8 protein-coding genes are annotated in these 13,805 nt (G+C 72.9%); 4 read left to right on the top strand and 4 right to left on the bottom strand.

Annotation, left to right across the window (positions count from 1 at the left end; genetic code table 11):
• The first annotated feature begins 220 nt into the window (after window positions 1–220).
• The 4 genes from WMF27_RS44355 (at window position 221) to WMF27_RS44340 (ending at window position 8,007) form a co-directional block, all read left to right on the top strand.
• The gene (locus tag WMF27_RS44355; protein ID WP_437762832.1) at window positions 221–1,864 is read left to right on the top strand and encodes a SulP family inorganic anion transporter; all 1,644 of its coding nucleotides are present in this window, start codon (window positions 221–223) and stop codon (window positions 1,862–1,864) included.
• Between the two features lie 164 nt (window positions 1,865–2,028).
• Window positions 2,029–5,085 (top strand): YbcC family protein, encoded by a 3,057-nt coding sequence (locus tag WMF27_RS44350; RefSeq protein ID WP_437943592.1) that lies wholly within the window; start codon window positions 2,029–2,031, stop codon window positions 5,083–5,085.
• Window positions 5,075–6,508 (top strand): proton-conducting transporter transmembrane domain-containing protein, encoded by a 1,434-nt coding sequence (locus WMF27_RS44345; RefSeq protein WP_437943591.1) that lies wholly within the window; start codon window positions 5,075–5,077, stop codon window positions 6,506–6,508. Before WMF27_RS44350 ends, WMF27_RS44345 begins: the two co-directional genes overlap by 11 nt.
• Window positions 6,505–8,007 carry a complex I subunit 4 family protein gene (locus WMF27_RS44340; RefSeq protein ID WP_437943590.1) on the top strand — a complete coding sequence of 501 codons (1,503 nt, stop codon included), beginning with the start codon at window positions 6,505–6,507 and terminating at the stop codon, window positions 8,005–8,007. The genes WMF27_RS44345 and WMF27_RS44340 overlap by 4 nt, the downstream gene beginning before the upstream one ends.
• A 3-nt stretch (window positions 8,008–8,010) precedes the next feature.
• On the opposite strand, the gene WMF27_RS44335 is transcribed toward WMF27_RS44340, so the two are convergent.
• From WMF27_RS44335 to WMF27_RS44320, 4 genes are all read right to left on the bottom strand, one after another.
• Window positions 8,011–8,442, bottom strand: coding sequence for a hypothetical protein (locus WMF27_RS44335; protein ID WP_437943589.1), 432 nt, complete (start codon window positions 8,440–8,442; stop codon window positions 8,011–8,013).
• A gap of 330 nt (window positions 8,443–8,772) precedes the next feature.
• Window positions 8,773–10,158, bottom strand: a complete 1,386-nt coding sequence (locus tag WMF27_RS44330; protein WP_437943587.1) for an SIR2 family protein — start codon at window positions 10,156–10,158, stop codon at window positions 8,773–8,775.
• Between the two features lie 53 nt (window positions 10,159–10,211).
• Complete coding sequence (locus WMF27_RS44325; protein WP_437943585.1) at window positions 10,212–11,336, bottom strand: hypothetical protein; 1,125 nt, start codon at window positions 11,334–11,336, stop codon at window positions 10,212–10,214.
• Window positions 11,337–11,541: 205 nt separating this feature from the next.
• Window positions 11,542–13,770, bottom strand: a complete 2,229-nt coding sequence (locus WMF27_RS44320) for a biotin carboxylase N-terminal domain-containing protein (RefSeq protein ID WP_437943584.1) — start codon at window positions 13,768–13,770, stop codon at window positions 11,542–11,544.
• Window positions 13,771–13,805 lie beyond the last annotated feature (35 nt).

Genomic DNA, 13,805 nt, shown 5'->3' with positions numbered 1-13,805 from the left:
CTGGACACGAGCCACCCCGTTTCCTAGGAACGCGTCGCCCGAGTTCGTCCGAGGTCCGCCGCGAAGGACCGGCGTGGAGACGAGCCGCAACAGCGGCTCGCCGGCGCGCTGGCCACGTGTGCGACGAGCCTGAACGAACCAGGGCGACAACCCACCAGCGGTCGGAACGGCGACTGCGGGACTTTCGTCCTGCCCGCGCATCCGAAGGTCGAACACCACCATGCCCGTGCCCAAGATCCCGGACCCACCACCAGAACCTGCTCTATCCACGTGGAAGAGCGATCTCGTCTCGGGGTTCCTCGTCTTCTTGATAGCGCTCCCGCTCTCCCTCGGCATCGCCATGGCGAGCGGATTCCCCCCCATCGCAGGCGTGCTCACCGCCGTCGTCGGCGGCGTGATCGCCACCTGGCTCGGCAGCGCGCAGCTCACCATCAAAGGCCCGGCAGCGGGGCTCATCGTCATCGCGCTCGGCGCGGTTCAGGAGCTCGGCGACGGGGACAACGCGACGGGCTACCGCCGCGCGCTCGCGTGCATCGTCGTCGCCGCCGTGGTGCAGATCGCCTTCGCGCTCGCGCGCGCCGGCACCCTCGGCGACTTCTTCCCCACCTCGGTGGTGCACGGCATGCTCGCGGCCATCGGGATCATCATCTGCTCGAAGCAGATCCACACGCTCCTCGGCATCACCCCGACGGCCAAGGAGCCGCTCCCCCTGCTGCTGGAGATCCCGGCGAGCGTCGTCCGGCTGAACCCCGCGATCGCCCTGATAGGCGTCCTGTCGCTCGTCCTCCTGTTCGGTTATCCGGCGCTGGCCAGGAGAACACGATGGATGCAGAAGATCCCGGCGCCGCTCCTGGTGCTCGCGGCCTCGATGCCGCTCGCGCTGGTCTTCGACCTCGAGCACAGGCACACGTACACCTTCTCGGTGACGGACTCGATCTACACGATCGGGCCAAAGTTCCTCGTCAACCTGCCGGGGAGCCTGGTGCAGGCGATCGCCTTCCCGGACTTCAGCCAGGTCGCCTCGTCCGCGTCCCTCAAGTATGTCCTCATGTTCTCCCTGGTGGGAAGCATCGAGTCGCTGCTGTCCGCGAAGGCGGTCAGCTCCCTCGATCCCGAGCGGCGCAGCGCCGATCTCGACAAGGACCTGCTCGCCACCGGCGTCGGCAACCTCGTCGCGGGCATGCTGGGAGGGCTGCCGATGATCTCGGAGATCGTCCGCAGCTCCGCCAACATCGGCTACGGAGCGAGGAGCCGGCTCTCGAACTTCTTTCACGGCGTGTTCCTCCTGGTCTTCGTCGCCTTCGCGCCGGGGCTCATCCACAGGATCCCGCTCGCCGCGCTGGCCGCGATGCTCACCTTCACGGGCGTCCGCCTCGCGTCTCCCAGGGAGTTCGTGCACACGTTCCGCATCGGCAAGGAGCAGCTCGTGGTCTTCGTCGCCACCGCCGTGATCACCCTCGCGACCGATCTGCTCGTGGGGGTCGCGGCCGGCATCGCCGTGGAGATGTTCATCCACGTGCTCAACGGCGCGCCGCTCCGGAGCCTCTTCCGGCCCGACATCGAGGAGCGCGTCGACGGCGGGCGGCTGGTGCTGCGCGTCAAGCAGGCCGCCGTCTTCAGCAACTACCTCTCGATCAAGCGGAGGCTCGCGCGGCACCCCGACGCCACGGCCGTCGAGATCGACTTCGCCGACACCCGCCTGGTGGATCACACGGTCATGGCCAACCTGCACGATCTCAAGGCCACCCTCGAGCGCGAGGGGCGGACGCTGACGCTCTCGGGCCTCGACGACCACGGTCCGATGTCGTCGCACCCGCTCTCCGCGCGAAAGAAGGTCGTGCTCGCGCCCGCGATGAGCCGCTGAGCTTGCACGGCGGGCACGAGGCAACTCACGAGGCAACTCACGAGGCAACTCACGAGGCAACTTACCAGGCGACCGGCGTGCATCCGGTGAACCACGCGCGAGATGCGCGAAAACTGCGCGTGCACGCCGCGGATTTTGGACGATAACAACACTCCACGATTGACATGAACGAGCCAAGTTCGACATCCGGCGCAGGCGAAGCCCCAGAAGAGCGACTGCGCGCCCTCCTCCAGCACGTCGGTCATTTCCTGCCAGCACAGGGGCCGATCGGCGTGTTCGTCCACCACAACACGCTGCACGCGTTCCAACACCTGCCGTTCCACGACGCGCTCGCCGCGGCGAGCGCGCTGTTCGAGGCAGAGCCGTACCTCTCCGAGGCGGAGTTCCGCGCGCACATCGCGTCGGGCCGCATCGACGACCAGGACATCGAGGCGGCGCTCGCCGAGCGCTTCGCCGAGGTGCCTGACGAGCGCCGAGGCCCGCTGTCACGCATCGAGATCGAGCGCCTCGCGCTGCGCTTCTCCATCGAGACCGCCACCGAGGCGGGGCTGGGGTGGCGCATCGCCGAGACGGGAGCGACGCGCGAGCTCCGGCCCGATCTGCCGTCCGGGCCGTACCACCGCCTCCTCGTCTATACGGAGCGCTGGCTCGCCGAGCGTCCCCACGCCGCCGCGCGCCTCCTGGACCAGGGCGGCCGTGACCCGGAGTCCCGCGCCGCGCTCGCCCTCTGGGACACCTGCCGCGGCGTGCCGCTGCCGCCGACGGAGCCCGCCGAGCCCCCGCTCGTCGATCGCGTGGGCGTCGATCGATCGCACCGCGATCTCCTGCTCGCGATCACGGGGGAGGATCCGGCCGAGCTCATCGATCCGCCCTTCATCCGGCTCCTCGGCGCCTACCTCGACGAGGGCGTCGCGCACTGGGCGATGCCGGACCGCGCGCGGGGGCTCTTCCGCGCGTTCCGCGGCCTCGTGCTGGAGGGGTCGAGGCCGGCCGGCGCGCACTTTGCCGGGCTCGACGCGGAGCTCCGCGCGATCGGGGCGAACATGCCGCCCGCCGCCGTGGCCGTCGCCGCCCTGCGCGACCTCGGCGTCACGGAGGACCACTGGGAGGGCTACGTCACGCGCGTGCTGCTCGAGCTGCCGGGCTGGGCGGGCATGGTCCACCGCGTCGAGCACACGCCGAGCGACCGGCCCGCGGGCGCGCCGCCGGCGTCGCTGATCGAGTACCTCGCCGTGCGCCTGACGCTCGCCCGGTACGCGCTGCGCGACGTGGCGCGCCGGAGACTCGGGTATCGGGGGCCCCTCGCGGGGCTCGTCGGGCACGCCCGGCGCGCCGCGAGGCCCGTCGATCCGCCGCGGCGCTCGCCCGACGGCGACAGGCCCTTCCGCCTGTTCCAGCTCGCCCAGCTCGCAGGGCTGTCGGTCGCCCAGGTCCAGCCGCTCCCGGCGGCGGATCGCGTCTGGGCGCTCGAGGTGCTCGAGGGGCTCGACGAGATGGCGCGGCGGCGCCTCCTGCACGAGGCCTACGAGCACCACCACCGCGTCGAGGTGCTGCACGGCATCGCGGCGAACCTTCGCCGTCCGGCGGACGAGCGCGCGGTCCGCTCGCCCCGGTTCCAGGTCGCGCTCTGCATCGATGACCGCTGCGAGGGGCTCCGGCGGCACTTCGAGGAGCTCTCCCCGCGGCACGAGACCCTCGGCATCGCCGGGTTCTTCGGCGTGCCCATCCGCTACCGCGGGCTCGACGACGCAGGCCACGCGAGCCTCTGCCCTGTCAACGTCGCGCCGGCGCACGAGATCGTCGAGCGACCCCGCGAGGAGGGCGCCGGGCTCGTCCGGAAGGCGCGCCGCAGGCGCTGGGCGCGCTTCGTCCACGCGCTCGGGCACGGGACCCGGACCCTCTCGCGCGGCGTCTTGCTCACGCCGACCCTCGGGCTGTTCTCCACGATCCCGCTCGTCGGCCGCACCCTCTTCCCGCGGGCCTACGCGCGGCTGCGCCGCGCGTTCGAGCGCCGCCTCCTGCCGGCGGTGCCGACCCACCTCCACAGCCCGCACGAGGAGGGGACGGCGCAGGGCCGCGGAGGCGCGGCCTTCACGGCCTCCGAGAAGGCCGCGCGGGTGGCGGCGACGCTCGAGATCATGGGGCTCACGCGGCGCTTCGCGCCGCTCGTGGTGATGCTCGGCCACGGCTCGAGCAGCGTGAACAATCCGCACCAGTCCGCGTACGACTGCGGCGCGTGCGGCGGCCGCCACGGCGGCCCGAACGCGCGGCTGTTCGCCGCCATGGCCAACGATCGGGAGGTGCGCGCCCAGCTCCGCGAGCGCGGCATCGACATCCCGGACGGGACCTTCTTCCTCGGCGGGATGAACAACACGACGACGGAGGAGATCGTCCTCTACGACGAGCACCTCGCGCCGGCGTCGCACCGCGGCGAGATCTCCGCGCTCAAGGAGGCCCTCGGCGAGGCGCGCAAGCGGCACGCGCACGAGCGCTGCCGTCGCTTCGCGTCGGCCCCAGAGCGCCTGAGCCCCGAGCAGGCGCTCGCGCATGTCGAGGCGCGCGCCGTGGACCTCAGCGAGGCGCGGCCCGAGCTCGGCCACGCCACCAACGCCGTCTGCGTGATCGGCCGCCGCGAGCTCACCCGCGGGTTGTTCCTCGACCGCCGGGTGTTCCTCGTCTCGTACGACCCGACGCAGGACCCCTCCGGTGCGATCCTCGAGCGCGTCCTGCTCTCGGCCGGGCCGGTCGGGGCGGGGATCAACCTGGAGTACTACTTCTCCCGCGTCGACAACCTCCGCTACGGCGCCGGCACCAAGCTCCCGCACAACCTCGCCTCGCTGCTCGGGGTCATGGACGGCGCGCTGAGCGATCTGCGCACCGGCCTGCCGAAGCAGATGATCGAGGTCCACGAGCCGGTGCGCATGCTCACCGTCGTGGAGACGAGCACGGAGACGGCCGCGGCGATCTGTGCGCGGCAGCCGGCGCTCCGCGAGCTCATCCACAACGGCTGGATCCAGCTCGCCTGCCTCGATCCGGCGACGGGCCAGATCGCGCGCTTCACCCGCGGCGCCTTCGCGCCGTTCACGCCCCCGGAGCGCCCGCTGCCCGAGGTGGCGCGGTCGCTCGACTGGTACGCGGGCAAGAGCGGCTTCGTCCCGCCCGCCATCATCCGCGCCACGCCCTCGCGGCCCTCGATGGAGATCGCCGACCATGCTGCCTGACCTCGTCCTCGGCAAGCTCACCGCGCTCGCGGTGCTCTCTCCGGCGGCCGCCTTCGCCGCGCTCGGCGCCTTCCTGCTCCTCCTGCGCAAGCCGAGCGAGCGGGTCATGTCGGGCGTCGTCTTGTCCTCGCTCTCGATCTCGCTCGCCGCCTCGCTCGTCGTCTGGGGCTCGTCCGTCCTCTCGCCCTACGCCTTCCTCTCGGTGGAGCTCGGGCACTGGTTCGAGGCGTCGGGCTACGCGTTCGACGTCGTCCTGCTCGTCGACCGGCTGTCGGCGACGATGATGGTGCTCGTCTCGCTGATCGCGCTCGTCGCCGGCAGGTTCTCGGTCGCGTACCTGCACCGCGAGGCGGGGTTCGCGCGGTTCTTCCTGCTCCTCGCCCTGTTCTCGGCGGGCATGCTCGCGCTCGTGTCCGCGGGGAGCCTCGACCTGCTCTTCATCGGCTGGGAGCTCGTGGGCGTGACGAGCGTGCTCCTCGTGGCCTTCTTCCACGAGCGCGCGGCGCCGGCGCGGGCGGCGCTCAGGGTCTACATCACCTACCGGCTCTGCGACGTGGGGCTGCTCGTGGGCGTGGTGCTGATGCACGAGATCGCGGGCTCCTCCCGCTTCGGCGAGGTGTTCGGCGGGGCCGCCTGGCCCGGGCCCGCCGCCGCGATCAGCGCCTCCGGGGCGACGGCGCTCGCGCTGTGCCTCTTCCTCGCCGCGATGGGCAAGAGCGCGCAGTTCCCCCTCGGCAGCTGGCTGCCGAGGGCGATGGAGGGCCCGACGCCCTCAAGCGCGCTCTTCTACGGCGCGATCTCGATCCACGCGGGCGTGTACCTGATGCTGCGCGCGGCGCCCGTGCTCGAGCGCTCGCCCGCGGCGAGCGCGGCGGTGGCCGTCGTCGGCGCGCTCACGGCCGTCCACGGGACGCTGGTGGGTCGCGTGCAGGCGGACGTGAAGAGCGCGCTCGCGTACGCGACGATGTCGCAGGTCGGGATCATCTTCGTGGAGATCGGGCTCGGGTATTACAGGCTCGCGCTCGTGCACCTGTTCGCGCACGCGTGCCTGCGGTGCCTGCAGATGCTGCGCGCGCCCTCGGCGCTCCGCGACGCGCAGGAGATCCGGGCCGCGCACGCCGGCGCCCCGCTGCCGCACCTCGGGATCGCCGCCCGCCTGCTGCCGGCGCCGCTCGTGCGGCGCGTGTACTGGCTCGCCCTCGAGCGCTTCCACGTGGAGGCGCTGCAGCAGCGGTTCATCGCGGCGCCGTGCATGCGCCTCGGGCAGGCGTTCGACCGGCTCGAGCGCCGCTGGGTCGCCGCGCTGAGCGGCGTCGCCGAGCGTGAGCCCGGCGGCGCGGTCGCCGGGAGCGCGCGCGGCGAGCGCGCGGGGGCGGCGGCTCCCGCGGCCGCTCCGGCCGGCGCGAAGGGGGCGCGGTCATGACGATGTTCCTGCTCCTCTCGGCGCTCGTCCTCGCGCCTGCGCTCGCCGCGCTGGCCGCCTCCCGCGCGCGCGGCGACGATGCCGCGCGCCGCGTGGCCCTCGCCGGCGCGGCGCTCACCCTGCTGCTCGCGCTCGTGGCGCTCGCGGTGTTCCACGCAGGCGGCGGCGTCGCCCTCGACGCGATAGGCCCGGCGGTGCCGCTGCTCGGCGTGCGCCTCCGCCTCGGCCTCGACGGCTTCAGCGCCTCGCTGCTGCCGCTGCTCGGCTTCATGCTGCTCGCCCTGATCGCCGCGGGCCCGCGCGCCGCGCTCGACCGGCCGAACCTCGTGGCGCTGCTCGCCACGGGCAGCGCCATCCTCGGCGTCTACTGCGCGACCGACCTCGCGGTGCTCGCCGTGGCGTGGGTCGCCGCGCTCCTGCCGGGCGCGCGCCTCACCTCCGGGAAAGGCGCGTCGGATCAGCTCCTCCGGCGCACCTACCGCATCTTCTTGATCGGCGGCGCGGCGCCGCTCGTCCTCGGGATCGGCATCATGGCCGCGCTCGCGGCGCGCCGCGGCGCGGCGCTGCCGTTCGACATCCAGGAGGTCGCCCGCGCCGGCATCCCAGAGGCGTGGCAGTCGCCGCTGCTCGCGCTCGTCGGCATCTCGGTGCTGATGCGCATGGCCGCCGTGCCGTTCCACGGCTGGCTGCCGGTGCTGCTCGAGCGAGGGCCGATCGGCGTGACCGTCCTGCTCGCCGAGATGCAGGTCGGCGTCTGCGTGCTGGTCCGCGTGGCGGTGCCGCTCCTGCCCGATGCCTGCGCCGAGCACATGCCGTTCCTCGCCGTGCTGGGGCTCATCAGCGCCGTGCACGGCTCGATCCTCGCGCTCACGCAGACGGATCTCCGTCGGATGATCGGGTACCTCGTGGCGAGCCAGAAGGGGCTCGTGCTCCTCGGGATCGCGTCGATGAACCCGCAGAGCGTGAGCGGCGCGCTGATCCAGAGCTTCGGCCTCTCGATCGCGGTCACCGGGGTGGCGATGGTCGTCTGGGCGATCGAGGCGCGGACGGGCACGGCGGACATGAGGGAGCTCGGCGGCCTCGTGGCGAGGACGCCGCGCATGGCCGCCTTCTTCTTCCTGCTCGCGTTCGCGGCGATCGGGTTCCCGGGGGCGCTGACGTTCATCGGCGAGGATCTGCTGCTGCACGGGGTCCTGCACGTGCACGCCGTGCCCGCGGTGATGATGCTGGGCGCGACGGCGCTCAACGGGATCACGATGTTCCGCGCGTTCCAGCGCACCTTCCTGGGCCCGATCCCGCGCGGCCGGGCGAGCGCCGCGGCGATCACGCCGCTCCTCTTCCGGGAGCGGGCCGTCCTGCTGTCGGTCCTGGCGCTCATCGTGACCCTGGGCGTCGCGCCGTCCCGGCTGCTCGCGCAACACGCGCCGGTGGTGGAGCGCGTCCTCGCGGCGGTCGGCGACGGCCCGGCGAAGGTGTCGCCTCACGCGCGGGCGGAGTGAGCGCTAGAACGCGAGCAGGCGCCCGAGCAGCGATCTGTACCTGCGCAGGGCGAGCCGGAGCTCCTCCGTCGACGCCTCCTCTCGCCCGGGCTCGCCGTCGATGAGGCGCTGCAGCGCGGCGCGCTCCTCCCGGAAGCTCTGCACGACCCGCTGGATCACCTCGTTCACGAGCGAGTCGGCCTGCTCGACCGAGAGGCGGGGCGCTTCGATGAAGCCCGCCTGGATCGCGCCCCAGCGCTCGGACAGCTCGCGCGCCTCTTCCGGCGTGAGCACGGGCGCGCGCTCCGGCCAGGGCTCTCCGGTAGGCCCGCCGCGCGCCGTGTACACGGCCGGCTGGCGGCCCGACTCGGGTGGGATCTCTTCGTCGGCGAACCGCGCCTCGGGCTGGCTGCTCTCGCGCGCCGTCACCATCCGTTCTCTGTGCAATGGGCTCACGATGGCCACCTCTCCGCTCGTTCGCGCTGTGCGCCCAGCGGACATAGCAAGCCGCATGCGCGTCCCGATGTGCATCCGCGCCCGCTGCGGCGCGCGCAGCGCGACAAGGCCAGAGGCCCGGAAGAGCGCGTGAAAATCCAGAGAGCCCTCCGGGCACGCGGGGCTGCCCGGCGCCGATCACGCGGAGCGGCGATCCCTTCACGAGCCGATGAGGCGGAAGAGTACGGAATACGCCCGGCGCCGGCCGAGCCGCCGCTCGCGCACGCTCGCACATGACGGAGCCGCCGCCCGAGCGCGGCGAGGCCGCCGCTCGGGCGCGGGCGCGCAGCTTCACCTCAGCGACGGGCGCAGCTTCGTCACGACCGCGCGGATCTCCCGCACCACCTGGAGGAGCGCCTCGTCCTCATCGGGCCACTTGGTCACGGGCCTCTTGTCCCGCGGCACCGCCTGGAGCTCGGCGAAGCGCGTCGCCTCCCAGTCGCAGGGGCGGAGCAGGATCGGCACGACCACGGCCTGCCCCGCGGCGCGCCGCTCCATCGCGCGCGCCACCTGCGCGTCGCCCTGCTCGGACGCGAGGTAGCTCGCGCTCACCAGGAGGAGGATGAGGTCGGCCGCCTCGAGCTGCTCGCCGATCGCGCGCTCCGTGTCCTCGCCCGCGCCGAGCTTCCCGCTGTGCCACAGCGCGATCAGCCCCTCCCGCCTGAGCGGGGTCATCTGGGCCTCGAGGCGCGCGAGGAGCTCCTCGTCGCGCGAGGCGTAGGAGAAGAAGACGCGCACCGGCCGCGGCGCCGCCGTGGCGCCGTGCGTGGACGGCGCCACGGTCGAGGACGGCAACGTGGGCGACGACGGCTGCGCGGCCCGCGGCGCGGCGTGCGGCGGCGCGGCCGCGTGCGGCGGCGGAGGCGCCGCGCCAGGCTCCAGGCCGAGGAGGACCTGGGCGACCTCCGCGTGATCGCCCGCCTGGTTCTCGTAGACGAGGAGCCGGACGCCCGACTCCTCGAGCAGCCGGCGGCGGAACGGCGGCACCCCCTTCGGGAGCAGCGCGAAGTGCACCGGCGGCTGCCCGCCGGAGAGCGCGCGCACGCGGGCGAGCGTCTGGTCGATGTTGTCGTCGGCGAGGCCGAAGCCCACGAACACGATGGAGTGCGTGCGGTAGAGGGCCCCGAACGCGTCCTGCAGCAGGGGCGAGCCGAAGATCGCCCGGTCGTACTGCTCGCGCGAGAACACCCAGGAGTCCCACGCCCGCAGCGTGCCGTGCAGCTTCAGGATGAAGCACCTGTCCATGGCGACGTCGCCCGCCGGCCGATCGACCATGCGCCACTCGCCCTGGAACGCGCGCTCCAGGAAGCGGTCGATGTTCGTGGTGAGCACGGCCTTGAGCTTCGGCTTGAGCGCGGCGATCGCCCGCGCCAGCTCCGGCACGTCGCGGCCTGTGTCGTCGAGCTCCTTGTCGACGGTCCAGTTGAAGTCCTGCGGCCCGAGCGCGAGCCTCGCGGCGGAGAGCGCGTTGATGAGCTGGTTCGAGGAGATGTACTGCTGGATCTCGTCGATGACCGCCGGGTCCGCGCTCCGCCGCCGCGCGCGATCGCGCAGCTTCTCGGCGAGCTGCTTCCAGGTGGGCATGCCCGCGGCCGCCGAGACGCCGGCGCCCGCGAAGACGATCAGATTCCCTGACGTGTAGCGCTCGCGCAGCTGCTCGAGGATCTCTTCATCCATCGGCGATCACGATACCGCGGATCTGCGGCAGCGGGCGGCGCCCCGCCGCACCCTCACCGCGGCGGCGCGGAGCGCCGCTCGGTGGCGAGCGAGAGGCCGACCCCCAGCCAGGCCCCCTCGACGGCGCCCGCCTCCCCGCGGGCGCCCTCGTAGGGCGCAGGCCGGAGCACGATCCCCGGGTCCAGCGTGAGCCCGAGCCACACCGGACCGCCCAGCCGGGTCTCCACGCCGAGCCCGAGGCCAGCGCGGGCGGACCACGTATCGCGTTCGCCCGCGATGCCATCGACGGAGACGGCGGCGGGCAGCCTGAGCGACGCGACGGAGGCGGTGGCGCCGATCGACAGGCGCCACGAGGCGGAAAGCCAGAAGCGGTAGTCCCCCGAGAAGCCCGCCTCGATCCAGCGCAGCGGCTCGTCGTCGGACGGCGCGGCCAGCAGGCGGGCGAACAGCGACTCCGTGAGCCGCAGGCGCCGCAGGCCGAGCGCGAGGCCGGCCCCGCCGAGCACCCGCGGCCCGCCCGAGACGACCGCCGCGTACGGCCCGGCCGAGACGGACAGGGTGTCGAGATCGCGCGAGGCGAGCTCGACCTCGTCCTGGGTGGGGCGCCGCGGCGACGGCGGCCGCCGCGGGGCGCGCGCGCGGCGCATCTCGGCGCGGATCATCTCGGAGGCGGCGATCGCGACGAGCCGCGCGGCCACGTCCGAGGTGAGGCCGGAGACGGCGATCTGCCGCCGCACGACGGCGCGGCCGTCGAGGCGCACCTGGATCTCGAGGCGCGCCGCGGTGGGCCGGTCGACCCACACGGCCACGACGCGGTCGCCGAGCGGGCCGACCGGCTCGGCGGCGAGCGCCGCGCCGTCCGGGAGCTCGATCTCGAGCAGGCGCCGCACGCGGTCGCTGGAGACCTCCTCCGCCGCGCCGCGCGACAGGGCGACGCGCACCTCGACGGGCGCCGCCGCGTCGGGCAGCCGCGGCGCGACGGGCGCGGCGGCGCGGCCGGTGATCGCCACGACGGCGCGCGGCTCGGCGGCCGCGGCCGGGAGGGCGAAGCTCAGCTGGACGACGACCGCGGAGGCGGCGAGCGCTGGGAGATCCCAGCGCGGGGCGCGCGCCGGGGGCAGGCGGCCAAAGCCCGTCCTCTGCGGCGGCGTCCGCGCCGGAGATGATCCGCTGGGCATCCTCGCACGGGCCATCGGGGTACTGGCCCCATACCCTGTTGCGATCTGAATTGCCTCTTTCTTGTGGCCCGAGACCACCTCACCGAGGCTGCTCTGGCCAGACGAATCCGCCGCGGCGCGCTGTCGGGCGAGAGCGGCCGCGCGTTCGCGGATTATTTCGCTGCCAGCGCTCACCCCACAGGGGAGCGCGGCGGGCCTGCCCGGGTCACGCCTCCTGGCGGAACGCGGCCACGAGCCAGTTGACGTGACGTCCGGTGTCGTCGTCGCTCGAATGGCGCTTGAACAGCGGCATCCTCAGGATGCGCACGTGATCCTGGAGGTTCGTCTTGAAGGGCGAGCCCTGGATGGGCGTCCCGTCGGGCCGCACCTGCCGCCCCTCGATCTTCATCTTCTTCAGCACCTCGAGGGACGCGAGCCGCAGGAGCTCATAGGCCCTGTCCGGGTCCTTGCAGCTCACGGAGACGATGAGCTTGCCGAACGTGGGGTCCTTGTTCACGAGGACGTCCCCCGCCTCGAAGCCGCAGTCGAAGCGGACCTTCAGGTCGGTGAGGCCCTTCTCCTCGAGCGCCTCGCGGATCGCGTCGGTGTCGGGGAGCGCGATGCGATCGAAGATACCCGCGTTGGGCAAGAACAGCCCTTTGCTGCCGTCCCGCGAGTCCCTGAGATCGGGATTCCAGCTCTCCGCGTTGATGCGGAACTCGCGGCTACAGTGGGTCTGCACCACGTGGTCCTGCTCGAAATCGATGGGTTGCCCGTCCGCGATGCGCATCTGCCACGCGACGAGGTTCACGGGGACGCGGCTGCGCTTCCGCTTGATGGCGTAGCTCTCCTCGCTGACGGGGTGCTCCACCTGGATCCGCGTGTTCATCTCCAGGAAGTAGAACTTCCCTTCCTTGAACATCAGCTCGACGGTGCCCGCGCCCACGTAGCCCACGCGGTCCGCGATCTGCACGGCGAGCCCGCAGATGCGGTCTTCCAGGCCCGGGTACCGCCGGAGCAGGGCCGGCGGCGCCTCTTCCTGGATCTTCTGGCTCGCGCGCTGCTCGCTGCAGTCGCGCATGCCGAAGTGCCGCGCGTTGCCGTAGCGATCCCGCAGCACCTGCACCTCCAGGTGGATCGTCTCCGGGATGTTCTGCTCGAACATCACGCCCGGCTGCCAGTTGTACGCCTTGATCTCGCCGAGGACCTTCTGGATGGCCTGAGGCACCTGCTCCACCGTCGGGATGACGGCCTGCCCGCGGCCGCCGCCGCCGTTGGCGGCCTTCAGCCGCCCCGGGAACGTGAAGCGCCCAGCCGCGTGGGCCTCCAGGACGATCCGCTGGATCTCGCCCGGATCGTCGCTGTCGATGACGATGCCCGGCGTCACCGCGGTCGGGTCGAAGTCCTGGGCCATCAGGCGGAATTTGCGCTTGTCGCCGGCGCTCTCCACCACGTCCTGCATCGGGCCGACGAAGACGATGTTCTTCTGGCGGAAGTGCCGGATGGCCGCGGCGTTCTCCGCCAGCGGGCCGTACCCGGGGTAGAGCCCCGCGCGCGACAGCTCCTCCTGCCAGCCGTCGCCGAAGCGCCGCTCGAACTCGGCCCTCACCTTGTCCGCGATCTGGGTGAAGTTCGCGTAGCTCTCGCGGAAGCTCCCCTCGAGCCCCACGCCGAACCCGCCGCCCTCCCGCGCGATCCGCAGCTGCAGCGCGTTCGCGTCGTCCTGCAGGCTGTAGAGGACCACGGGGATCTTGCCGAGCGCGATCGCCTCCCGCGTCGCCCGTACGCCCATCTCGCCCTTGTCCGCGACGAGGACGTACTTGAGCTGGCCCGCGCTCACCGTCGTGGCGGGGTAGCTGTCCAGGCGATGCACGGCGGCGTACAGGAGATCCAGCGCCTGCGCGTCCTCCCGCAGGAGGTCGCCGGCCCGGGAGCGCAGGAGCTCCGCCGCCTGGTCGCGGAGCGAGGGCTCGTCCTGCTCCAGGATCAGGAACTTGAGGAGCCGCTCGTCGTCGAAATCACGGCGCTTCAGCGCGCGGAGCAGCCCGCCCTCCAGGTAGCGGGCGAACCCGTCGCGGTCCGCGGCCGTGAGCGCCGCGCGCGTGTCCCGGATCCGCGCGAGCAGGCCCTCCGCCGCCGCGAGGAGCTCCTGCACCTGCTCCTCGTCGAGGAGCGCCCTGCGCAGCGCGGCTTCCAGGGGGCGCTGCCAGCCGAAGTGCGCCCGCCACACCTCGCCGTTCGCGATGAGGTACCGCAGCCCGAGGAGGCGGTGCGCGTCCTGGCCGCCGGCCAGCGTGCCCAGATCGAGCAGCACGAAGCCAGGGACGCCCATCGCCGTCGTGAACGCCTCCATCGAGGACACATAGCCGCCTCGGGGCAACACCAGCTTCCACGACGGGAGCGATTGAACGTCGTTGCGAGCGGGTAGAGAGCTGGTGCGGACGGCGGTGGTCATCCTGAGCGGTTCTCCGGCGCGGCGAGCGACCAAGC

Origin of the sequence: Sorangium sp. So ce281, from assembly GCF_051527395.1 — a bacterium.
Classification (GTDB): Bacteria; Myxococcota_A; Polyangia; order Polyangiales; family Polyangiaceae; genus Sorangium; species Sorangium cellulosum_B.
Note: the sequence above shows the minus strand (reverse complement) of the source record. Positions and strands in the feature narration are given on the sequence as shown.